We start from the raw sequence: 22,902 nt of genomic DNA, 5'->3' as shown, positions 1-22,902 counted from the left end.
GTCACCCTTTCAGAATCAGAGTTGCGATTGGCAGGCGAATGCAAAATTGTGTTGTTTGTCCACATGAGTCCTCGGCTAAATCAATCATTCCTTGGAGACTGTCTGTCACTTCCTTGACGTATGATAGCCCAATCCCCGTGGAAGGCCTGCCTGATACGTCGTATTTGGTAGTGAATCCAGGCATGAACAAGAGCTCCTTGTCCTTTACCACAATACCTGGCCCATCATCGGTTACAACAAAATGAATCCACTCCCGACTCTCGTCAATCGAAGCAACGATCGATACCATCCCCCGGTCGCGGATGGCTTCGACACTGTTACCGACCAGATTGTTGATGAGTGAGAGTGTCGTGTAAATGTGGCAAGCGAGATACGGCACCTCCACATTCGTTTCAAACTGAATGTCCTTCTCCAACAGTCTCGCGTACTTTCGTTGGCCCTGAACAATGATCGCTATCAATTCGCCCAATGGCATATAGTCTCGCTCTTTCTCGTCAGAAATCAGCTTGGAGAGGCCTGCATATATGCGTTGATTGTCCTTTTTCACTTCATGCACTTGTCCGGCAAGGGACAGCAGCCGCTTCGCGTATCGCTTGCTCTTCCCATCCTGGTGTTCCACCTCGTCCATCTCGCGATACAGCTCATAGCAGCTGCGCGTGATATCCTCAACCTGATGCAATGTCTTTTTTAGAAGAACAGATTCCTCATACAAATTGGAGATGAGCATCAACATCTGCTCGTTTCGATTGCGCTGTTGCTTTTCCATCCATTTCGCCTGACGCAGCTGAATCATATTGAAAAAACTAAGGACAAAAAAACTGCGTATCAATGCAATGACAGCAATCGGCCCTACTACCTCCAGCTGAAAGACTCCCTCCCAGGACACAGCACGAAAGGACAGCTCTACCAAATTGGCTGCTATTTCTGCGCCTGTCCCCAACATTCCCACCAAAAGCGGTCGATGATGTAGTGTATTAACGCGAAAGAGTGAGAAAAGACAAGCAAAGGTAGCGTAATAGTAAAATGCGGGGAAGTGCATCTGAAGAGAAGACAGAAACGAAAAGACATCTTCATGCAAGAAATCCAAGACTATTCGAAATAGAACAACAATTAACCCTGTTACTATCCCTGCCAAAAAAGAAGGACGTAGCCACAATAAAAAAAAGAAAAAAGCTGTTGTACCAAAGCTAATGCGAAAATCATCTTGAAACGGGTGAAATTTGAGCTCCCCGGCAATCGGGACAGCAATGAGCATAAGCAGCAGGATCGAAATGGTCTCTCTCATAAAATGTTGCCCGCACTTCCTCATATGAAATTGTTAAAAAAATCGTTAACGTTTATTTCTTAGTTTACTATATTTTTCTATAGGATTTTGTAGTTTTTTATAGACCTCCCCTTACAATGCCAAAGAAAGTCGTATAAACAGAACATTTAGAATAGGGGGAATTATATTGAGTAAGCGTCATTTTCTTCTCTCGCTCACACTGCTTCTGTCCATGTCTCTCATGACAGCATGTGGTGGCGGCAACTCTACACAAGGAGGTGCAGGCAGCTCCAGTTCAGGAGGAAGCGCCGATCCCTCCCAACTAATTATTGCAACAGGCGGTACAGGCGGCACTTATTTCCCACTCGGTGGTGGAATGGCTGACCATATCACGAAAAACGCTGGCATCACTGCTACAGCACAAGCCACAGGCGCTTCAGCTGAAAATATTCGCCTCATTCGCGATAAAAAGGCAGACATCGCCTTCACGCAAAACGACATTGCCGAGTATGCGTCTAAGGGAGCGAACATGTTCCAACAAGACGGTAAAATTGATTCCTTCCAAGCATTGGGCGCTCTCTATGATGAGACCATCCAAATCGTCGTCTCTGCTGACAGCAATATTAAAAGCGTTGCCGATTTGAAAGATAAGCGCGTATCCGTAGGCGCTCCGGGAAGCGGCACAGAAGTGAACGCTCAGCAAATCTTAGAAGCATATGGGATGACCTTTGAAGATACCAAGCTCCAGCGCCTCTCGTTTGCTGACTCCGCCAAAGCCATTCAGGACGGTAACTTGGATGCTGCCTTCCAAACTGCAGGTACGCCTACCGCGGCAATCACGGAGTTGGCAGCGACAACTGGCGTTAAAATCATTCCAATTGAGGCGGACAAAATCGATGCAATCATCGCCAAATACCCTTACTACGTGAAAACAACGGTCCCTGCCAATACGTACCAAACCGTTCCGGAAGAAGTGACAACCGTCTCCGTCAAATCAATGCTTTTGATTCGCTCTGATCTCAGTGAAGACCTCGTGTACAAAGTAACAAAGGCGATCTTTGAGAATAGCGACAAGCTCGGTCACGCCAAAGCCAAGGAAATCAAGCTGGAGAACGTGAAGAACGGCGTCAGCATCCCTGTTCACCCGGGTGCCCAAAAGTACTTTGACGAAAAAGGCGTGAAGTAAAGCCAGATGGTTTTTATCCAGGCAGTAACAAAGGGAAAAGGGCGGACGTTGTTCCGCCTTTTCTCCTTCTCTCTTCTCGTCATTGTCATTTATGCAGGTATCTCCACTCCGCTGATTCCCGCACTGGTTATCCGGGATACACGCTCGAATCAAGTAGTTTGGAGTGCCAATATCCAGGATGAAGCAGCCTTTGGCATCCGCTGGACTCATTCCATTCATCTCTCCACAATCGAGGAGCAATACCGGATTGTAGATGGTCAAATTATTTTGTCAGAGATGAGCTTTCACGACTACGGTATCGGCATGGAAAATGAATTGGCTCCTGGCGAGGAGCTGATTCTGGCCGATGGACAATTCCACATTCGCAATATGCAGCGCTCTTTTCCTGCCCTACGGCTATTTATCGGGCAAGTACGGGCTAATCATACGTTGCTTTTCGCTGGACAGGACATTCCGTTGAGCTTGATCGACAAGCCGGGAGAAGCCATCACGATTCAGGCAGAAAAGCGATCCATTCTGAGCGAGTTAGGAGGTTACTAGATGAGTACAACAACGAATATGAACCAGCAAGAGATGGATAAGCTGATCGCGCAATACGACAAGGAATCAGCCACACGCCAACTCGCGGGTCCCATGAAGTGGATCTCTTTTGGTCTACTTGTCCTCTTCTCCCTGTACCAGTTATCCAGCACGCTTTTCTTCACGCTGCCTCCCCAGATTCATCGTCCGATCCACTTGGCCTTCGGACTGGCACTTGTTTATCTGTTATATGCGGGGACATCCAAAGGCAACCATAACAAAATCGGAATCGTGAACATGATTCTCGCCTTGTTAGGTGTCTTCGTATCATTGTATTGGGTCATTGACTACGAAGGACTCGTGATCCGAACAGGTAACTATACGACGATGGATATGGTGGTCGGAGGTATTGCCACCGTGCTCGTCCTAGAGGCTGCACGTCGAGTCGTCGGAATCCCAATCGCTCTAATCGCCACTATTTTTCTTTTATACACCTACTTCGGACCTTACATGCCGGGCTTTTTGGAGCATCGCGGCAGTGATGTCGAGCGGATTATCGGGCACAGCTATTACACACTTGAGGGTATTCTCGGTACTCCGCTCGCTGTTTCCTCTACCTTTATCTTTTTGTTTGTGCTGTTTGGCGCCTTTCTCGAAAAAACAGGGGTCGGTGATTATTTTAACGATTTGTCGCTGGTCATTGCAGGTAGACGAATCGGTGGTCCTGCGAAGGTGGCCGTTTTTTCCAGCGCCCTGCAAGGGACGATTAGCGGCAGCTCTGTTGCCAATGTAGTTACCTCCGGTGCTTTTACCATCCCGATGATGAAACGGCTCGGCTATCGTTCCGAATTTGCCGCGGCGGTGGAGGCCTCGTCCTCTACTGGTGGACAAATCATGCCGCCTGTCATGGGGGCTGCTGCCTTTTTGATGGCGGAGTTCATCGGCGTTCCTTACTTGGAAATCGCCAAATCTGCGATTCTTCCTGCGATTTTATTTTTCGTAGGCATCTGGATTATGACGCATTTCGAAGCAAAACGACTCGGGTTGCGCGGACTCTCGAAGGAAGAATTGCCGAACAAAAAAGAAGTTTTGAAAAAAATGTACTTGCTCCTCCCCATCGTGATCATTATTACAGCCTTGATGATGAACATATCGGCCGAGCGCGCCGCGATTATCGGCATCGTCTCCACCATTATCGTGGGCGCCTTCCGCAAAGAAACCCGCATGTCTATTGCTGATATTTTAGAAGCACTTGCCTCAGGTGCCAGAATGGCTCTCGGTGTCGTGGCCGCAACTGCGTGTGCCGGAATCATCGTCGGTACGATTACGTTGACTGGGATCGGATTGAAGCTGGCAAACGGTTTGATTGACCTGGCTGGCGGTCAGCTTTTCCTTACGCTGTTCTTCACGATGATCGCATCGCTTATCTTGGGCATGGGAACACCTACGACAGCGAACTACATTATCACTTCTACCATCGCTGCCCCGGCACTCATTCAATTGGGGGTACCAGATATCGCTGCGCACATGTTTACGTTCTACTTCGGAATCGTTGCAGACATCACGCCACCGGTTGCGCTTGCTGCCTTCGCCGCATCAGGCATTGCCAAGTCAAAACCAATCCGGACAGGCGTAGAATCAACACGGCTATCAATCGCGGCTTTTATGGCTCCCTATATTTTCGTCATCTCACCAGCCTTGCTGCTGATTAATACCACCTTGCTGGAATCGTTTTGGGTCATGCTTACTTCAACGCTTGGGATGATCGGAGTGGGAGCAGGGTTAATCGGCTTCTGGATGTCCAAACTAAACGTTTTGGAGCGTATCCTCGCGGTTGCAGGTGGTGTTCTTGCGGTCATCCCTGGAATCGAAACGGATATCGCTGGTTTTATTTTGCTGGGGCTCGTTTTTTCCTTGTCGTATTACAAAGCACGTAAGCAAAAACAATCTGTACAAACGACGATGTAAGAAAACAAGTAAAAACCCTCCCAAGCATTCGTTTCCTGTTACCAGGAAGCACTCTTGCCTAGGAGGGTTTTCTTCGTTTATTCTTCTTGTCCGTCTCGAATGATTTTGGTCCAGCCGTCTACTTGCTCCACGCGGCGTTCCTTCATCAGCTTGCCAAGTGCTCGCTTGAAGCTGGACTTGCTCATTTGGAATTTTTCTCGGATGACATCCGCTTCCGTCGAATCGGTATAAGGCATAGCCCCGTCACGATTGATCAAATAGCGCAACAGCTTGTCCGCATCTTCGCCATACTGTACTTCCTTGCGCTCTTTCATGGAACCGTTCAGACGACCATCCTCACGTACAAAGCTAATGCGGCAGCGCACCGTTTGTCCGAGGCGCAGACGCCCCACCATTTCATCACGATGAATGAAAAGGATATGCTCGTCCTCCGTCAACAGGAATGCACCTGCTTGAATCACTTTGTAGACCGTACCCTCGACAGATTTGTTTTTCATACTCTCATCTGCCATAGCTGCGATCTTGACGATTTCGTTTTCAGTGACCGGCTTGGCCAAGAGTCTGCCGAGCTTGTCTTGTTTCAGCGCTACTAGCATTTGATCCTTGGGACGCGGCCATTCATCGCTATGCTTGGGCAGGTCATCGATGAACAAGAGCAGATCCTTGTTAATACCGTTGTCCAGGAATACACCCATGCGCGGAGAAATGTCCACTACTTCCAGCCAGCCGTACTCACCCATGCCGACATGAGGCATGTCCATGGTCGCAGCCAGTCGGTTCTCGTGATCATGGTACAAAAATACTTCGACCTCATCATCGATATGTAAACGTTCGTGCGCTTCATTGGCATGAAGAAACACTTCATCTTTGCCATCGCTCAAAAAATAGCCGATTTCCGTTTTTCGCGCTACCGTCATGGTAAGCGTCATACCTGCCGCCAAATTGCTGTTCTGAATGATTTGGGGCTCACGCTTTTCACGCATTTGTTTTTTGTACATATGTATTTTTTCCTCGCTCTCTACCATTGTGCACACTAACTATACCCATCCCCCGCAAGAAAATACCACAACTTTTTTCTAACAAAATAACGATGCGCAACGAAATAGGAAAGTCTTCCTTTCACCGACATACATATGACAGTAAGACTGGCTTGGCCCTACCTTTTCAAGACTGGAGTGACTCTTGCCTATGCTGTTGTTGCTTGAACATATTTTTCTCGGCATTGTACAAGGCTTGACTGAATTTTTACCGATATCAAGCACGGGTCATCTCGTCCTGTTTCGCAAAATGTTTGGTATGCAGGAGGTCGGGCTTTTATTTGACACGATGCTTCATTTCGGTACGCTGATCGCTGTCGTTATCGTCTTTTGGCCACAGGTTCGTTATATCATCATGAATCCAATGAGCAAGCTGACAAAACTGTTAGTCGTAGGTACGATCCCTACAGCAGTGATCGGACTCGCCTTTGAAGATTATTTTGAAGAAATCTCGCAGACAGGCATTACAATCGGGTGGGAATTTCTTGCGACAGGAGCAATCCTCTGGGCCGTGGAGTCCATGCGCCGTGGAAATCGGAGATTCGAAGAAATCAACTACACGGACGCCCTCATCATCGGGACACTGCAAGGTGCTGCGATCCTGCCTGCTATTTCCCGCTCAGGACTGACGATTGCTGGCGCTCTCATGCGTGGAATAGACCGTGCTGATGCTGCGCGCTTTTCGTTTTTAATATCCTTGCCCGCAATTCTCGGTGCTTGTGTCTTGCAAACAGCCAAGCTCGTAGAAACACCGCTTGAAACAGCTTTATTAATCCCAATGTTCGTGGGCACTATGTTTGCCGGGCTAGCTGGATATGTAGCCATTCGCTGGATGCTTACAATCATCAGTACAGGCTCGATGAAGGGCTTCGCCATCTACGTCTGGGTATTGGGTGGGTTAATATTACTCATGCAACTCTTGGGTTGGTAATGCGAAAAAAGCCGGCTGCTTGCTCGCCGGCTTTCATCTGCTTTCTTCCTTGTCTGGATAACGGCTGGCAATTAATTTGCCTACCAATAAAATAATGCCGTAGAACGCTGTTGCCAAAAGCGAGGTAGCTAGCCATGTTGCCGTCCCCAGCACCAGATAGAGCGCAGCATGAGCTACAAAGATACCTACCAGCCACACCATAATGTTCATTCGATTAAAAAACGTCATCAAACTACGCAATTGCCTCGCACCTCCACCATTCCATTTACTACTGTTATAGCCGATGAAACGGTGTTTTATCCCCTTACCGCTCTCCAAGATCAGGATGAGGCACAATAACCGCAAAGCCTGCTCGCTCCAAAATTTCTGCCAGTACTGAAAGAGGCGTGTCGGCAACCTCTCTGTACATTTTCGGCGTATGCAGATGGATCGCATCAGGAAAGTCTTCACTTAGATGCGTTCGCAATTTTTTCCCGCTGTCATCTTCATCGGTAAATAGGTATACCTCATCTGCATCTTCCGTTTGGGCGAGCAACTTCTCCCCTTTTTCCAAGCTGTAGGAACCGTATGTACAAAGAATGGTGACAGGCTCAGCCAGCACACGAAGCAAGCGTTCTTTGTCTGTCTTTCCCTCCACGATCATGACACACCCTGCCATCCGCTCCCACCCTCTCTGACGCACGCGTGTTTTTTATAGTATACCTCAACATCCAGCTAGGAAAATGAGGATGACTACTCCCAATCGAAACAAGACATCTTAAGGAAGCATCCATCACAAACAGGGGGTCGTACCATGTCCAAATTCAAAAGCGCCAAAAACTTGAATCAAAAAGGCTTGGCTGTTGCAGGGCTTACCAGCAGTACGGTTGCGGATGATACACATACCGAAAACAACCAAGGTTCATCCCAGCAGCAACACCAAAATAATCAAGACATGCGCAACCAGCAGTAAGGCAACCGATTGTCATCTTTACTTTCCCTCTTCGCCTTGCTACGCTATGGTCAAATTCATTTTATCGCAGTCAGCAGGACGGAGAGGGTCAACGTGGATTCATCCCCATCTTTATGGAAAAACAGTTCGTTCCTCAAACTTTGGCTTGCGCAAATGACGGCAAGCATCGGTGATCAATGCTACAGCTTCGCATTACTCTGGTATTTGCTGCAAGCAACCAAATCGGGTACGGCGCTCAGCCTGCTCGCAATCCCGGAAATGGTGGCGGGTCTCATGTTTTACCTCGTCGGCGGAGTCATGGCTGACCGGTACAGCCCACGAATGCTCATGGTGGGAGCGGATGTTGCACGAATTCTTGTCGCAATCATGGTTGGCATCCTGGTCTATATGGGCGTGGAAGAGTTTGCTTTTTTTCTGGCAGCCCAATTCTTGTTGGGGTTGTTCTCCAGTCTATTTCAGCCAGCGCGAACCGTTGCACTCAAATCAGTGGTCCCCCAAGAGCAACTAGCGCGAGCAAATGCCATCTTGGACACAACTTTCCGAACGATTCGGATTATTGCGCCAATGTCAATTGGACTGGTCGCTTCCATCATACCTCTGTCTACTTTGTTTTTTGTGAACGCAGGCAGCTATTTCATTTCCGTCTTGTTTCTTTATGCCATTCGTATTTCGTTGACCGATCAACAACGCGTATCTACTACGAAAATGACACCCAGCCAGTACGCCCGGGATATTACCTCAGGTTTACAGGAGCTAAAACAAAATCGTGCTTTGTTCTTGATTCTTCTCTTTAGCAATATGGGCTTTCTCGTTTGGCAGGTCACTTACACAGTCGGCTTCCCGTTTATAGCCGAACGCATGCAGCAAGGAAACGGAAGTACATTAGCTGTCTTGTTGGGCTTTTACGGGATCGGGAACTTGCTAGGAAGCCTGTACATGGCTCGATCGTTCTACACTCGCTATTTGTTTGTGATTATGGTTGGATGGGCTTTTCAGGCAGTCGGATTCCTGTTGCTTACGGCAGGAGGTACCGCTCACTGGATTGCCTTCCTCGGAGCAGCCGTGGCAGGGATCGGCGGGCCGCTCATTGGTATCCCGACCGTGACTGCCATTCAAATTAAAGCGTCCAGCAACAGTACAGGCAAAATTTTTGCGATCAATATGCTCATGTTCACCTTCTTTTGCACATTGTCCAGCAGCCTCGGTGCAATCTGGATGGGCAAATGGCCTGTCGAGCAGCTTTTCCTCGTCAGTGGATTATTCCTCGCTGCCATGAGCTTCGCAGGCTTCCTGATAGAAAAACGAAAAACAACCGCACAACATCAATCCTCCTCTGTTTAAGTAACTTTTTACTGCCAAAAAAGCCGGTTTTTCCTCCTTAGGAATCACCGGCTTTTTCAGTACGGATTTAAGGTATTTCAACTGGCTGTTGTTGTGTCACACAATGAATCATCCCGCCATATTTATAAAGCTCTCTTACATCAATGCCAATCACTTTACGGTCAGGGTATAGTTTTTGGATGATATCGTTTGCGACTTTGTCATTCGGATCATCATAATTCGGAACTAATACAACGGTATTCCCAATATAAAAATTGATATAGGAACCTTTGTATCCCAGGTCCTTTCCATTCTCTAAAACGACATTGTGTTTCGTTATTGGTAAATACTCATACTGATACGCCTTTCCAAAGGCATTCTTTGCATGCAGTAATGTTTTTCTATCCTTATTCGGGACACCCCATTCTTCCAAATCATGTTCATTCATCGTAATGATGGTTGACTTATCATAAAATTTTGCAATACCATCAATGTGAAAATCTGTAATGTCCTGACCAGGCACACCATCTAACCAAATAAAGTTCGTAGCACCAAGATACTCTTTTATATATTCCTCAACTTCTGCCTCTGAAAATTGGGGATTTCTATTCTTATTCGTGACAGCACTGCGTGTCGATAAAAATGTACCATTCCCATCCAGTTCAAATGCTCCACCTTCAAGTACAAGATCATTCAAATCAATTCTTTCCATTCCTGATTGCTTGCTTAGCTTGCTTGAAAGTAATGCATCTTTTTTATACGGCGTTTTCTTCCCCCATCCATTAAATCCCCAGTCCATCATTTTCAAGTTCTTATCCTTGTCGTATACAAAGATGGGGGCAGTATCTCTTGCCCAAACATCGTCCGTAGGAGCAATATAGAAGTCAATGTTATCCATATGGATACCTTCCTCGTACAGAAGGTCATAAATATAGTCCTTTTCGTATTGATCATAGGCGACAATATGGACATTTTCCCCTTCACTTAAGGCATCTGTCATCTCGATCCAAATGGACTCAACCTCTTCTTGATAACCTTTCCCATACGTAAAGTTATGCGGCCATAGTAACCACGTACCTTCATGCTTGCTTTTTTCATCAGGCATGGTGTACTTGCCTACGAATTGTTTTTCCACACCTTGACTCTCCTCCGCTTTACTTGGCATACACCCTATTAAAATCCCAGCCGTTAATACAACCCCTGAGCACAGTACCATTACCTTATTCATTTCATCATCCCCTCATGTCCTGAAAGCTATCTTGCAGAAGTAGAATAAGCTTTGACATAGTGTCAAGGTCAAGCTGTTACTATTTGGCTTTTTTCATGACCGGAAAGGAGATTTGCGTCACATATTCTTCGACAGGACAGTCACATTCTGTGCCTTTCAAGTAGGTTTCGTAAGGCGGACCTTCCAAGCAGTAGCCGTTGCTATCTGTCCACTCTTCAAGTGCCATATGGGCGTATCCGATATCGTCATAACTTCCGAAATGCAAAGTAGTCGCAACAAACTGTTCGGGGAGTTGTTTGATTTGCCATTCGCTTGATGAATCAACCTTGTTCCCATTCATGATCGGGATCATCAACTCCATATCGCTGTGGTCAGGGGCGAATTCTTCATCGAAAAACACAACAGACGGAGCACCCAGTAACTGAACTTGATTTTCTTCCGCCTTTGCGTACATAGAATCAATGTACTTGTCCATATCCGCAATACGAATCTGTAATCTTTGACTGATGACACTTACTTCGTTTCTCATTCCCAGCAAAATATCGTACGATCTTCTTTCCCCACGAATGATATCTGCTTTTTTTTCAATCATCTCTTGCATTTCTGTAATGATTTGTCTATATCGATTCATCTCATTGGATAATTCATTTATTTTCGAGTGGATCAATCCAATAAATAATTTCCTATCTGATGTCTGAAGGATCGCTTTAATTTCTGGCAGGGAAAATTTGTATTCTTTCAGCTTCTTGATCAATAAAGCTGTTTCTAATTGACTCTTTTCATAATATCTGTACCCATTTGTTGTATCTACATGTACGGGCTTCAAAAGTTCTTCCTTGTCATAATGTCGCAACATGCGCGGACTCATTTTGCAAAGCTGAGAAAATCTGCTGATTGTGTACATATTTCTCCCTTGCCTTCTGTGATGGTATCAGAGGCAATTATATCATTCCGTATCGAAGTCCTCCCGATGCCTTCAATCGGTGTTTTCTCATTATTTGCAAAAAAACAATTGCAACCGGAATTTTCATGTCATATAATCTGACATAAATAAATCGGTGTCAGGTTATATGACACAGAAAAGAGGTGGATGGATGGAACCTACTGTCGCAAGTCTCTCGTCTGCCATTGACGCCACATGGGTCATGGTCTCAGCGATTCTGGTCATTCTCATGCAGGTTGGATTCGCCCTGCTGGAAGCTGGTTCTACTCGCATGAAAAACGCCGGTCACGTCGCAGGCAAAACGGTCCTTACCTTCGGCATCTGCTCGATTGCCTTTTGGGCGTTTGGCTTTGGTCTGACGTTTGGAGACGGCAACTCTTTCATCGGACTTTCCGGATTCTTTTTTGACGGCATGCAAAAAGACGCTTTCTCCGCTTTTTCCGCTACAACTGTTCCTATCTCGATTCTCTTCCTCTTTCAGCTCGCTTTTGCAGCCGTTTCACTCGCGATCGCCTGGGGCGGTTTTGCTGAACGTGCCAAGCTGTCCATTTATTTTATTTTCAGCGTACTGTTTACTGTCCTCATCTATCCTGTCGTCGGTCACTGGGTATGGGGCGGCGGTTGGTTGGCACAGCTCGGAATGCAAGACTTCGCTGGTTCTACGGTTGTCCATCTCCAAGGCGCCATCGTCGCACTCGTCGCCACTATCCTTTTGAAGCCTCGCATCGGAAAATACAATCGCGATGGCAGCTCCAATCTGATTCCTGGTCACAACCAGGTCTACTCTGTCTTAGGTGTCCTGTTTCTTTGGATCGGCTGGTTCGGCTTTAACGCTGGCTCCACACTCGGCAGTACATCTGGATTTTTCGGCTATATCGCCGTTACTACCAATCTCGCTACTGCAGCAGGCGCTGTCGCCGCTCTTACTATCTCCTGGATCGTCATGGGAAAAGCAGATATCCCAAGCATGCTCAACGGCGTCCTCGCTGCTCTCGTCGCAATTACAGCAGCATGCGCCTTCGTCGATCCGTGGGCAGCTGTCGTGATTGGTGCAGTGTCAGGTATTCTTACATTTTATACATCCATTTGGTTTGATCGCATGGGGATTGATGATCCTGTCTTCGCTTTTTCCGTGCATGGGGTGGCTGGTATTTGGGGAACGTTGTCCACGGGTTTATTCGCTACCCCGGAGCTGGCCGAAAAGGTCGGCGTAGGCGGTCCTGGGCTGTTTTATGGCGGTGGCCTGCATCAGTTAGGGGTTCAGGCGTTGGGCTTGGCTGGCTCTGCGCTCTACGTTTTCGTAGTAGCCTTCATCATTTTGTATGTGTTAAAAGTAACCATTGGCCTGCGAGTCACTGAAGAGGAAGAGGTGGTTGGTCTTGACCTTAGCGAACACGGGGGATACGGCTATCCCGAACTACTCCAGCCTGAACGCGTACGACCGGCTGCATCTAACCAAAGCAGCACTTCTCACTCTCTCACCTGAACAAGTGGAAAAAATACGGAATGTTGACTCCTTTGGCGAGCTGGCCTTATTGCGTAAAGAATTGTTGGACCCTTCTCCGTTACGTCCATTGAATCGCGCAGGGGAATTGGCCCCCTTTTCCATCGTCGTCAATCTGATTCACGACAATCTGATCCGACAAGGGGTGCTCCTCGCAGTGAATGACCTTGCCAAAAGGGGCTTGGGCACCCCTCCCGTCCCCTTTGCCTTTTTGCAATTCGGAAGTGGCGGCCGGTCAGAGCAAGCACTCATCAGCGATCAGGATAACGGCCTCGTCTATCAACTCCCAGATCATCTGGGCGAACAGGACACAGAAAAGATACATGGCTACTTTCAGTTGCTGGGGGCGACGATTGTTGCTGGTCTAGAGGTAGCCGGCTATCCTCCCTGCCAAGGGAATGTCACTTGCCTCTCCCCAAAATGGCGAGGCAGCACCGAGCAATGGCTGGACCAAATAGACAGATGGGTCTCTCACCCCATCTGGGAGAACGCTCGTTATTTACTGCTCACAAGTGATGTGCGTGTCTTATGGGGCGAATCGGCCATTTTTACCCCCGTCCATGACCGCTTCCGTCAACTGCTTGCAGGGAATGTCTTCTTGCTGAATCGACTGGTGAGCAATACGTTGCATTATCGGGTGCCGCTCGGAATCTTCGGTAGAGTTTTACCTGAGGTCCATGGACGCTTCCGCGGCGCCATCAATGTGAAGTATGGTATTTATTTGCCACTGGTGAATTGCGTACGGCATTTCGCCTTGGCACATGGCATCTTTGCCAGCTCTACCTTGGAACGATTGGATCTACTCGGTGAAAAAGGAGTCTGGAGCAAAAGCTTTTGTGATGAGGTAGCCGCATACTTCCGGCAAATTCAAGGTCTACGACTGATCGCTCCCCTCCATTGGGAAGATGGGCAATACACGAGCAATAGCTATATCAAACTAGGGGAACTATCTCCTGACACCCAAGTATTGGTACGACAGTCGATGAAGCTGGCGATCCGCCTGCAAAAAATGACAGAAAAGCTCCCGTCCGTTTTTGGGGGATAGGAGGAGATTGCGTGGCAAAATGGGACTTATTCGGTCGCATTTGGCATATGAACCGGGCTATGCCTGATATAGCAGATGACAAGCACCACATCGCCTATTTGCGCTCCATCTCCAAAACGAATAAACCAGTCGATTCCAGTGCCGATATTCCTCTACACGATCTGGAAGTTGTCGTCGTCGATCTGGAAACGACCGGTTTTTATCCCGATCACGGAGACGCGATTATATCGATGGGAGCAGTCGCCATGAGAGGAGAGCACCTCCTCCTCGGCGATTCTTTTTATACGCTGGTCAATCCCGGTCGGGCGATTCCTTCACACATCCGCTCTCTCACCGGGATTACCGATGATATGGTTGCCGATGCCCCTCCGCTATTAGAGGCTTTGTCCCGTTTTTTTCAATTCGTTGGAGATCGTCCGCTCGTTGCCCATCACTCTCGACATGAGCGTGAATTTTTACGATCTGGTCTTTGGAAAACAAGTCGGCGTCCGTTTACCCATCGCATGCTGGATACGATGCTGCTCATCCGATTGTTGAGCAATCCGATTGGCAACGGCTCGCTGGACGCCCTCTGTGCGGCACACGACATCCCGATCTCACGCAGGCATCACGCTTACTGTGACGCTGTTGCCGCTGGTACGCTCTGGGCGAAGTATTTGGTGAAAGCACAATCCCAAGGCTTTACAAACCTGCGGCAGGTTTACGAGGCCGTACGCTAGAATTAATTCGAATTGTTCAACAAGTCCTACCAACCAACATAGGGGAGAAAATATCATGCTACAGATCAGAGACGCAGTTCTGGGCGACCTGCCCGCTATGCTCGCTATTTACAACTACGCGGTAGAAAATCTGGTTGCGACATTTGACTTGGAGCCACAGACGCTTGCCCAGCGCGAAGTGTGGTTTCACAAGCACGGTGACAGACATCCGATCATCGTCGCCGAATACGAAGGGAAAGTGATCGGATATTGCAGCCTGTCCGTTTTCCGTGAGAAGCCCGCCTATCAAAAGTCTACGGAACTGTCTATTTATATCGCCCCTGATCAAAGTGGGAAAGGTGTTGGCACTACCTTAATGAATGCGATTCTGGAGCGTGCCAGACAACTCGAATACCACACGATCGTGAGCGGAATCGTAGGGGGCAATGACGCCAGCGTGAAGCTGCACGAGAAGTTCGGTTTTACATTGGCAGGGAAGTTTCAAGAGGTGGGTTTCAAATTCGAAGAGTGGCACGACGTTCATTTTTATCAGTGGATGGTTAAGTAACAGCATGCGAAAAGCCGACACCCCTTTCCACAAGGAAGTGTCGGCTTATTAGTTATGTAGGAAGCGAATACCTAAAAGTGGCACATCTTAAGCCAGGGTCTAATCCCTTAGCCCTTATGATATTAGTGTAACCGACGGATGATTATAAGTCTATATCTTTTTGAAAATTTGCACTAAAGTAGGTATACCTGGCCAGGGAATCAAAAACAGGAGGTAAGCCTGCTGTGCAATGGCTGTCATGGGATCTGAACCTGAAGACCAGATTGATCGGCGAGACGCTTTTCAACCTATTGTTTTGGATGTACTTTCCCTTTCTTACTCTCCACTTTAGTGATACCTTTGGCAAAAATGTTGCCGGGTTACTCATGACAGTGCCACCGATTATGAGTATGATCGGCAATCTTTTTGGCGGCTATCTGGCTGATCGATTTGGTCGTCGATATGTCATGCTGTCAGGAGCGTTTTTGCAGGCAGGCATGTTTGTCCTGTTTGCCTTCTCCCTCTCTTCTTGGATCGATTATCTTGCGTTTATTGGAATCGGGCTAGGCAAAGCAGTATACAGCCCGGCGAGTTCTGCGATGGTCGCTGATCTCACCTCAGACAAAGACAGACGCAGAGTCTTCGCTACCTTCGTTACAGCCATGAACATAGGCGCCGTATTGGGACCCGCTCTGGGGGCCATCTTTTTCTTTCAATACCGCAGTGGGCTGCTGTGGACTTGTGCGCTTGTCACTTTTTTGTATTCGATTGCGATCTGGATCAATGTGCGAGAGACACTGCCACAATCCGTAAAAAGCTCTGTCGCCTCTATCCATTTCCCTACCGTTATGAAGGAGCAATGGCAGAGCTACACGGTCATTCTACGCGACAAAGCTTTTGCTATCTATATTTTCGCAGGCATGCTGATTACAATCGCAATCGTGCAGCTCGATTTATTTTTGGCAGTCTATGTAAAAGAATTCGTCCCAGCCCAGACGCTGCTCTCGTGGAATGCCTGGTCACTCTCGCTTAGCAGTACGGAGATTTTCGGATGGATGCTGGGCATAAGCGGCCTTCTGTTTGTTCTGTGCGCCCTGCCTGTTACCAAATGGTTTGAGAACTGGAGCGACCGGAATGTCTTCCTCTTGTCCTCCTTGCTGTTTGGTGTGGGCATGTTTTTGGTGGGATTCACGACGAATGCATGGCTGTTGTTCGGATGCGTGGTCATTTTTACAGTAGGGGAAGTGATGCGAACTCCGGTCGAGCAGAGCTTCGTCAGCAAATACGCACCAGTACATGCACGAGGACAGTACATGGGTGCCGCTAACCTGCAGTACTCGCTCGGTCGCTTCCTCGCTCCCGTGACCGTCATTCTTTCGGAGTGGGTCATGCCGATTGGCGTTTTTGGATTTATCTTGTTCTGCTCTCTGTTGAGTGCCGTTCTTTATGTGAAGCTATTCCAAATCGTTCAGAAACGCGAGTCCACTCCTTACAGCTAAACTACAACAGAAAACAAAAAGTGGTTGCGCAGCGATAACCTCCTGCCAACCACTTTTTCATTTTCAGCATTATAATTTTTTCGGAGCCTCTAATTTCACGGGGTCAACCATTACTTTTATTTGTGATGGCGTTCCTTCGATCGTTACTTTCACATCGGAAACAACCAATTCTTTTGGCGTTTTTGCAACGTTGGTAACCGCAATGAACTGATCCAGCTCCGGAGTCCAGGTAAGTCCAGTAGCTTGGATCATCGCCTTCACTGTATGAACGTCAGGAACCCCTTCATACATGATTCCGTCTATTGTTTTTTGATCACCGCTCAGCATAACGCTAACCCATATCGCTTTTTCGTTTGCCGCATTTTCTTGTTTTGGATAATAAAAGCGGTAGTAATTCGTTTGCTTGTCTAGCTCAAGCTGAAAAGGCAGGGTATGAATTCCTTTCACAGCTAAATCTTCTTTGATTTTGTTGTAATGACTCAGGTACGTGTCTGTTGTCATCTGTTTAAATGAGGAAGCAGAATGAGAGATGCTGTTTTCAATTGCAGTCGTTTGGTTAGACATTCCGAGCATGGCAAGACCCGCGACTAAAGCTAGTACGAAGACGGAGACTACGTATTTTTTCATAATGGGTTCCCTTCTGTCGAAGCGGCATCGATTTCTTTCGCCCCTGTCATCTCCAACAAGGCTTCATAAGAGACGGGTAAAAGTGATTCTGCTATACCAGCAGCCGTATAAACCACCGGGAATCGCTGCAAGGAGCGATCCACAAATACAGGCACTTCTTCCTGCAATGCAAATGGACAAACAGCTCCAACACGGAAGCCTGTCATTTTTTCTACCTCTTCCGGCGAAGCCATCTTCGGCTTTCCTTGTCCAAAAGCTGCCTTCACTTGCTTGGGATGGACACGTACATCGCCTGCTGCCACAAACAAGGCGAACTGCTCATCTACCCGAAACAAGATCGACTTTGCGATTTGGCCGATCTCGACACCTAATGCCTGTGCAGCCACTTCGGACGTAGGTAACGGCTGTTCAAACAAAATCGGCTCGATGCTCGAGTCATAGCGTTGTACGAAGCTGCGAACCTTTTCCAACGGGCTTGCGATCATTCCCCGTCACTCCCAATCTCCACTAAAAAAACGTCATCGCCTTGCGACACACTGCCTGTCGTGACGACCGAAGCATAAACGCCGAAGTGATTGTTGTGACGCTTGACGCATGCCTTCAATACGGCAGGAGTCATCGCCAAGGTATCCGGATCGATATTGACATATACACAGCGCTCGCAGTGTTTGTTGACTTGCAAGGTCACATCATTGATTTTGATTTGTTTGCCCAGCCATTTGTCTTCCGCGAACGGCTCATCATCCTCCAGGACAACCACCAAATTCCCGCGAAAGCGTCGTGGATCTACCTGTTCTGCGTCAATCTGCCGCGCGATCTCTCTAAGAGATGCATCCGTGACCAGCAGAATATGGTCTTCCCAGTTCACGCCGCCGTCTTGCGGACTACTAATCATAGGCGTAATGGAGCGCTTCGCCGTCTCCGCGACATGAGCAAATAAAGCATCATCCCAAGTATGTACACTGCCATCTCGGGCTTCAATCCGAATCGGCGGGTACGCTTCTTTTCCTGTCCCTTCGCTCATGCTGGCATGATACCCGATAAGAGCGGGCACAACATCCGCACTGAGATACTTACCTTGACGGGCATTATCCCAAAAATAATAGGCACGGTCTCCATACAAGCCAAATTCATCGACCGTACTTGATGATAGCTCTTCCCCTCGCATTCCTTTGACAGGATGACGGAAAATGGTCTGCAGTGTTCCTACTTTTTTCATTTGGTTCCCCTCCCCCAACAGCTTTCTCTATCCGGATATAAACGAATTGCGAACCCGCCCCCAAAACGTCAGTCGCTTGTAGCGGGCGAATTTCACTTTGTCAGGTCCCACTCGGCAACGAATGGAACACACATCTTTCCATACTGCCTGCTCACGGTCCAAGCCGATCATAATCTCAGGATTCATGACGATCAGCTCTACTTCATGATGCTTCGGCAATACGAGCGAGCTGTTGATCGTCCGATACGCTTGGTTATTGATCGAAGCAATCTCGGACAACTGAATTGCCTCAATGGACGGATGAACAATCGCTCCATCCACCGCCTTGTTGTAGGCTGTACTTCCTGACGGTGATGAAACGATCAAGCCGTCACCGCGAAACGTCTCCAGCTCTTCGCCATTTATATAGACGCATGACACCAAGGTAGACAGATTCGCGTTACGCAAAACCATTTCATTCAACGCCCACTTTTCGTACTGCTTTCCATCTCTGGTGCTAATCCTGCATTGGACCGTCGGGTATTCCGCAATCAGAGGCTCATCGTTCATCAGACGCTCAACGAATTCGTCCAACTCCTCGGGACGCCAGTCCGCATAGAAGCCAAGATGTCCCGTATGAATCCCCACATAAGACGGCTCAATCCCGTATTGATGGACGGCCTCCAAAAGTGTCCCGTCTCCCCCGATGGACAACACCATATCCGGTTGCTCACTTGGTCCCTTTACAAAGGTAAACGAGCTATTGGCTGCATGCAGCTTTTCTTTTAATGCTTGTTCCACTTCTCGTGTATAATCGTCATTTCGCAGTACAGTCGCAATCTTCATGCTGGTCTGCCCTCACTTTTATCCTTACAAGCGGTCATGTACGCTCTGTTGTTTGTCTTCACTATACCATAGGAAAAATCGACTTGCATAAAATCCCACTTGTCACCAGCGGTCACTCTTAAAAGACTGCTTGCGAAATTGAGATAAACGCCTCTCTGTAGCTGGTGATATTTCCTCAGGAAGCTCATCCCAAGCAAAAAAGCGCATTTCCGCTACTTCTTTGTCATCCTTATGCAACTCTTGGCCAGGTGTGAGGTCGACATGATACAAGGCAATGTGGTCTCGTTTCCCTTCCCGCTCACTGTAAAACAGATGGCAGAGGGTAAGTCCGTCCGCTCGTATTCCGCACTCCTCCCACAATTCCCTGCAAGCAGCATCCCCAAACGACTCTCCTCGCTCTACCCCTCCTCCCGGCAAATACCAGCCATGAACATACGTATGCCGAATTAACAAGACTCCCTTTTCTTCATCCGTTACAATGACACGGACACCCAAGGTGAGAGGCTTGCGGATTTTCCAATACCATTTCGCCACTGCATGGTACCAGGCCATATTTCCACCTCACTTTTTCCATGTGCTACCATTCTTTAGCCACCTATATTTTCCCTGCCATAAACAAGAAAAAACAGGCCTATCGGCGGCCTGTCTCACGCGAGGCGATTCTCCAGCTCTTTGACAACCGCCTCTGCTTTTCGAATCCATCTCGAATCAATCTGTGCGTCCTTGTCTACCGGCTCTTGAAACTGATTCATCAAACCCGAAGCAAGCGCCTCCGTATAGCCGATATCTTCTTCTACCCCAGTCTGGTACACATGCCGGAGCACAAACGGCCGCCCGAGTTCCAGCCATGCATCCGGGCTATCGAGCTCGCCTTGCAATACTTTTACAGGCAAGCGCAAAAAGACTGTGTTTTTGTCATCCAGCGCCCGGTCGAAATACCCTTGCTCATAATCCCAGTTGGATAATGTAAAATGCGGCTGAAGCGCCTCACGAAAATAGCCAAATGTCGCCCGCGTGCCTGGCAAGCTGCTGTTTATTTGTTTCATCGTCCATCCCTGCCTTTATTTATTCTATGAGAAACGTCCACCGTTTTGTTCGTAGTGTATGACAAAAGGCGAGGTTGTACTCTCACATCTACAAAAAGCAGCAAGCCTCCTAAGCCGTGATGGCCTTGAGAGGCTTGTAAATTCCCCACCATTAAATCAAGACAATTGTCAGGAGCGTAAAGAGCGCCAATGGAATGATTTTACGTCCGTTCCGGCATCTTTTACGTCTTCTTCCTTGAACTTTTGGCAAAACATATGGCGGTGGGGGTGGTGGCGGCGGACAAAAAAATGGCGGATACGGCGGGAATGGTGGAAATGGCGATAGATTTTGCTCCCAAGGGCTTACCTGCGGCTTCTGCTCGCTATACGGACTGACTTGGGGAGCGGGACGGTTACTGCTGCTATACGGGCTGACTTGGGCGGGACGATTGCTGCTGCTAAATGGGCTGACCCGTGAGTTGTTGGAACTGCCGAAAGGACTGACCTGACTGTATGGATTGAACTCATCGCCGTAAGGACTTACCTGCGGATAGTATGGATTACCTCCATAAGGACTGAGATCGCCATAGGGAGGATAACCTGCATACGGATTATAGCTCACATACTGAAAGTAATAATCAGGATATTGCCCCCATCCTCCATACGGCTGCCGATTGGCCACTTCCATTACTTGATAAGGATTGTAGTCCTCATAGTTCTCATAGTTCTCATAATCATACTCTTCGAAAACTTCTTCTTCCTCAGCATCCTGGTCTACAACTTCTACGTATACGTTTTGATCATCATAATCGACAATGACGCCTTCAAACACTTGCCCGTCAAGTGCTTCGATGCGCACTTTTTTCTCCACGTGCTCCTTGCAGATGTTGTGCACATTTTCTCGCATATCCTTTAACAGGCTGACAAACTGAATGTCAGCCTGATACAGGTTTTTTTCAGAATCAGACTGCATGGAAACTCCTCCCCTTCTGGTGTTTCTTTATTACCATATACAAGTGCCCATGGGGAGGTTACCGGAATCTAGGCGAGACTAGCCCAATTTACAGAAAGCGGGCAGGTAAAAATGGCAAAAGGCGCTCCGTCTCCCCTTTTTCCACAAAGTCCGCCATCGATTTAGCCGTGACGGGGGAAAGCAGGATACCATTGCGAAAGTGTCCACCTGCGATCGACAGACCTTCCCAGCCAGGAACGGGGCCCAAGAGCGGCTTGCCATCTTGGGTCGCAGGTCGAAGTCCACCCCAAGCCTCCAGAAAGGTAGCGGAGTGTAGCGCAGGAACATACGGCATGGTCCCTTGCAGGATACTGGCTAATCCCGCCATGGTAACGTCACGCTGGAAGCCACTCTCATCCTCAGTCGCGCCAATGACAATTTTTCCATCCTTTTTCGGAGTGATGTAGCCTGTCGTTCCGAAAATCACTGTTCGCAATGGAATGCCCACGGACGAGACGGCCGCAATCTGTCCGCGTACAGGGCGAATCGGCACGGTGACACCAAGCATCTCCAGCATCATTCCAACCCACGCTCCTGAGGAAATCACCGTCTGTGTGGCACGCAGTGACCCTGCAGAGGTCTCGATCCCGATCACTTTTCCTCCTTTTACCGCAATACCGCTCACCACGCAGCCTGATAACATCTTGACTCCTTGCAATTGGCAAGCAGTAGCCAAGGCGCGAAGAAGCATTCGATTGTTGATGTGTCCCTCGTACGGCGAATAGATGGCCGCTTGCACTTGATCGGTCAGAAGCGGCTCTACCGCTTTCACTTGCGCTGTATTCGAGAGCCAGTGTACAGCATGTCCCGTTTCTTTTTGCCAACGGTACTTGTCCGCGAGCTGTTGGACTTCCTCCTCATTTAACGCGACGGTCAGCAAACCATCCAAGCTTAGCTGTACGTCTCCCCCAGTCAATTCCTCCAGCTCTGCTGCCCATTCCGGGTATAGCGCAAGTGACTCCATACCCAGATCGAGCATCGGTCCAGGTGCCGTGAATTCCTTCAAAGGAGCAAGCATTCCGGCCGCAGCAGAAGATGCCTGACCTCCCCATTCGCCCTGCTCGACCAAAGTAACGCTCACCCCGCGCCGTGACAGCTCATATGCCAAGCTCAATCCGATAATTCCTCCACCCACTACCAGACAATCACTCATCTTTTTTCTCTCCTCACTAAGTTGCAATTACTTCTAATAAAAAATGACTTGTACGTTGCTGTTGCGGTGTGGAGGAAACAGGAGAAAACGCTCAGCTTCTAGGGCCACCCCCTGCGGGATTGACTGCACGACTCCATGCAAAAAGCGAAACCGCGTCCAAAGTGGTCTCTTCAGGATGTGTTTCAGAGGTGGACGCTTAAGTGCATGTTTCTCTTTTTGCATTGCGTCTCGGTCGGTCCCTAAGATCTTCGCTTTTTTCTCCTGTTTCCTCTACGAGCTTTTCGTGTTATCCGATTCCTAAAGATTTTTAATTAATGAAGAACGCAATCAGTTACGCCAGAGAAGAATATTTCCAGACGTAGCGACTTGTGGAGTCCTACCTAGCGGAGAAGGGATTCGC

25 protein-coding genes are annotated in these 22,902 nt (G+C 48.2%); 11 read left to right on the top strand and 14 right to left on the bottom strand.

Translation table 11 applies throughout. From position 1 onward, the window contains the following. Window position 1: 1 nt before the first annotated feature. Window positions 2-1,285, bottom strand: coding sequence for a sensor histidine kinase (locus tag PMI05_RS14400; protein WP_007722714.1), 1,284 nt, complete (start codon window positions 1,283-1,285; stop codon window positions 2-4). A gap of 166 nt (window positions 1,286-1,451) precedes the next feature. Between PMI05_RS14400 and PMI05_RS14395 the strand changes: the two genes are divergently transcribed. The 3 genes from PMI05_RS14395 to PMI05_RS14385 are packed head-to-tail and all read left to right on the top strand — an operon-like array spanning window position 1,452 to window position 4,937. After that, window positions 1,452-2,450, top strand: a complete 999-nt coding sequence (locus PMI05_RS14395) for a TAXI family TRAP transporter solute-binding subunit (RefSeq protein WP_007722711.1) — start codon at window positions 1,452-1,454, stop codon at window positions 2,448-2,450. A gap of 6 nt (window positions 2,451-2,456) precedes the next feature. Beyond that, window positions 2,457-2,990: a DUF1850 domain-containing protein gene (locus tag PMI05_RS14390; protein WP_007722708.1), complete on the top strand. Its 534-nt coding sequence runs from the start codon at window positions 2,457-2,459 to the stop codon at window positions 2,988-2,990. Then, window positions 2,991-4,937: a TRAP transporter permease gene (locus tag PMI05_RS14385; RefSeq protein WP_007722705.1), complete on the top strand. Its 1,947-nt coding sequence runs from the start codon at window positions 2,991-2,993 to the stop codon at window positions 4,935-4,937. Window positions 4,938-5,014: 77 nt separating this feature from the next. Here the strand turns inward: PMI05_RS14385 and PMI05_RS14380 are convergent, their stop codons facing one another. Beyond that, window positions 5,015-5,935: a S1 RNA-binding domain-containing protein gene (locus PMI05_RS14380; protein WP_007722703.1), complete on the bottom strand. Its 921-nt coding sequence runs from the start codon at window positions 5,933-5,935 to the stop codon at window positions 5,015-5,017. Window positions 5,936-6,125: 190 nt separating this feature from the next. On the opposite strand from PMI05_RS14380, the gene PMI05_RS14375 reads away from it, so the two are divergent. Continuing rightward, window positions 6,126-6,905: an undecaprenyl-diphosphate phosphatase gene (locus PMI05_RS14375; RefSeq protein WP_007722700.1), complete on the top strand. Its 780-nt coding sequence runs from the start codon at window positions 6,126-6,128 to the stop codon at window positions 6,903-6,905. 33 nt (window positions 6,906-6,938) lie between these two features. Here PMI05_RS14375 and PMI05_RS14370 read toward each other — a convergent pair whose 3' ends face one another. Beyond that, window positions 6,939-7,145 carry a hypothetical protein gene (locus PMI05_RS14370; protein WP_017250027.1) on the bottom strand — a complete coding sequence of 69 codons (207 nt, stop codon included), beginning with the start codon at window positions 7,143-7,145 and terminating at the stop codon, window positions 6,939-6,941. Window positions 7,146-7,209: 64 nt separating this feature from the next. Continuing rightward, window positions 7,210-7,563, bottom strand: a complete 354-nt coding sequence (locus PMI05_RS14365) for a toprim domain-containing protein (protein WP_007722693.1) — start codon at window positions 7,561-7,563, stop codon at window positions 7,210-7,212. A 135-nt stretch (window positions 7,564-7,698) separates the two neighbouring features. Between PMI05_RS14365 and PMI05_RS31085 the strand changes: the two genes are divergently transcribed. Together PMI05_RS31085 and PMI05_RS14360 are read left to right on the top strand one after the other, a co-directional pair. Further along, window positions 7,699-7,857 carry a hypothetical protein gene (locus PMI05_RS31085; protein WP_007722692.1) on the top strand — a complete coding sequence of 53 codons (159 nt, stop codon included), beginning with the start codon at window positions 7,699-7,701 and terminating at the stop codon, window positions 7,855-7,857. A gap of 93 nt (window positions 7,858-7,950) precedes the next feature. Continuing rightward, entirely contained in the window at window positions 7,951-9,198 is a 1,248-nt protein-coding gene (locus tag PMI05_RS14360; RefSeq protein ID WP_007722690.1) for an MFS transporter, read from the top strand. Window positions 9,199-9,265: 67 nt separating this feature from the next. On the opposite strand, the gene PMI05_RS14355 is transcribed toward PMI05_RS14360, so the two are convergent. Both PMI05_RS14355 and PMI05_RS14350 read right to left on the bottom strand, forming a co-directional pair. Further along, window positions 9,266-10,405, bottom strand: a complete 1,140-nt coding sequence (locus PMI05_RS14355) for an agmatine/peptidylarginine deiminase (RefSeq protein WP_007722688.1) — start codon at window positions 10,403-10,405, stop codon at window positions 9,266-9,268. Between the two features lie 79 nt (window positions 10,406-10,484). Further along, complete coding sequence (locus PMI05_RS14350; RefSeq protein WP_007722686.1) at window positions 10,485-11,309, bottom strand: MerR family transcriptional regulator; 825 nt, start codon at window positions 11,307-11,309, stop codon at window positions 10,485-10,487. A gap of 190 nt (window positions 11,310-11,499) precedes the next feature. On the opposite strand from PMI05_RS14350, the gene PMI05_RS14345 reads away from it, so the two are divergent. The 5 genes from PMI05_RS14345 (at window position 11,500) to PMI05_RS14325 (ending at window position 16,641) form a co-directional block, all read left to right on the top strand. Next, a complete protein-coding gene (locus PMI05_RS14345) occupies window positions 11,500-12,834 on the top strand; it encodes an ammonium transporter (RefSeq protein WP_007722684.1) in 1,335 nt (444 codons plus the stop codon). 49 nt (window positions 12,835-12,883) lie between these two features. Continuing rightward, window positions 12,884-13,897 (top strand): DUF294 nucleotidyltransferase-like domain-containing protein, encoded by a 1,014-nt coding sequence (locus PMI05_RS14340; RefSeq protein ID WP_007722682.1) that lies wholly within the window; start codon window positions 12,884-12,886, stop codon window positions 13,895-13,897. 11 nt (window positions 13,898-13,908) lie between these two features. Beyond that, a complete protein-coding gene (locus tag PMI05_RS14335; RefSeq protein WP_007722680.1) occupies window positions 13,909-14,616 on the top strand; it encodes a 3'-5' exonuclease in 708 nt (235 codons plus the stop codon). A gap of 55 nt (window positions 14,617-14,671) precedes the next feature. Continuing rightward, window positions 14,672-15,163 (top strand): GNAT family N-acetyltransferase, encoded by a 492-nt coding sequence (locus PMI05_RS14330; RefSeq protein ID WP_007722678.1) that lies wholly within the window; start codon window positions 14,672-14,674, stop codon window positions 15,161-15,163. A gap of 224 nt (window positions 15,164-15,387) precedes the next feature. After that, window positions 15,388-16,641 (top strand): MFS transporter, encoded by a 1,254-nt coding sequence (locus PMI05_RS14325; protein ID WP_007722676.1) that lies wholly within the window; start codon window positions 15,388-15,390, stop codon window positions 16,639-16,641. Window positions 16,642-16,710: 69 nt separating this feature from the next. On the opposite strand, the gene PMI05_RS14320 is transcribed toward PMI05_RS14325, so the two are convergent. The 8 genes from PMI05_RS14320 to thiO all read right to left on the bottom strand — a co-directional run bounded on the left by PMI05_RS14320 (window position 16,711) and on the right by thiO (window position 22,502). Continuing rightward, window positions 16,711-17,268, bottom strand: coding sequence for a hypothetical protein (locus PMI05_RS14320; RefSeq protein ID WP_007722672.1), 558 nt, complete (start codon window positions 17,266-17,268; stop codon window positions 16,711-16,713). Then, entirely contained in the window at window positions 17,265-17,753 is a 489-nt protein-coding gene (locus tag PMI05_RS14315) for a YbaK/EbsC family protein (RefSeq protein WP_007722671.1), read from the bottom strand. Before PMI05_RS14315 ends, PMI05_RS14320 begins: the two co-directional genes overlap by 4 nt. Then, the gene (locus PMI05_RS14310) at window positions 17,750-18,487 is read right to left on the bottom strand and encodes an MOSC domain-containing protein (RefSeq protein ID WP_007722669.1); all 738 of its coding nucleotides are present in this window, start codon (window positions 18,485-18,487) and stop codon (window positions 17,750-17,752) included. The genes PMI05_RS14315 and PMI05_RS14310 overlap by 4 nt, the downstream gene beginning before the upstream one ends. Window positions 18,488-18,514: 27 nt before the next feature. Further along, complete coding sequence (locus PMI05_RS14305; protein ID WP_007722668.1) at window positions 18,515-19,312, bottom strand: NAD kinase; 798 nt, start codon at window positions 19,310-19,312, stop codon at window positions 18,515-18,517. A 102-nt stretch (window positions 19,313-19,414) separates the two neighbouring features. Next, complete coding sequence (locus PMI05_RS14300) at window positions 19,415-19,864, bottom strand: NUDIX domain-containing protein (protein WP_007722667.1); 450 nt, start codon at window positions 19,862-19,864, stop codon at window positions 19,415-19,417. Window positions 19,865-19,959: 95 nt separating this feature from the next. Further along, on the bottom strand, window positions 19,960-20,358 hold the full coding sequence (locus tag PMI05_RS14295; protein ID WP_007722666.1) for a YugN-like family protein: 399 nt from the start codon (window positions 20,356-20,358) through the stop codon (window positions 19,960-19,962). Between the two features lie 151 nt (window positions 20,359-20,509). Continuing rightward, entirely contained in the window at window positions 20,510-21,310 is an 801-nt protein-coding gene (locus tag PMI05_RS14290) for a hypothetical protein (RefSeq protein ID WP_007722664.1), read from the bottom strand. Window positions 21,311-21,398: 88 nt separating this feature from the next. After that, complete coding sequence (gene thiO / locus PMI05_RS14285) at window positions 21,399-22,502, bottom strand: glycine oxidase ThiO (RefSeq protein WP_007722660.1); 1,104 nt, start codon at window positions 22,500-22,502, stop codon at window positions 21,399-21,401. Window positions 22,503-22,902: the final 400 nt, after the last annotated feature.

The sequence above is a fragment of the Brevibacillus sp. BC25 genome (assembly GCF_000282075.1).
Lineage (GTDB): Bacteria > Bacillota > Bacilli > Brevibacillales > Brevibacillaceae > Brevibacillus.
Note: the sequence above shows the minus strand (reverse complement) of the source record. Positions and strands in the feature narration are given on the sequence as shown.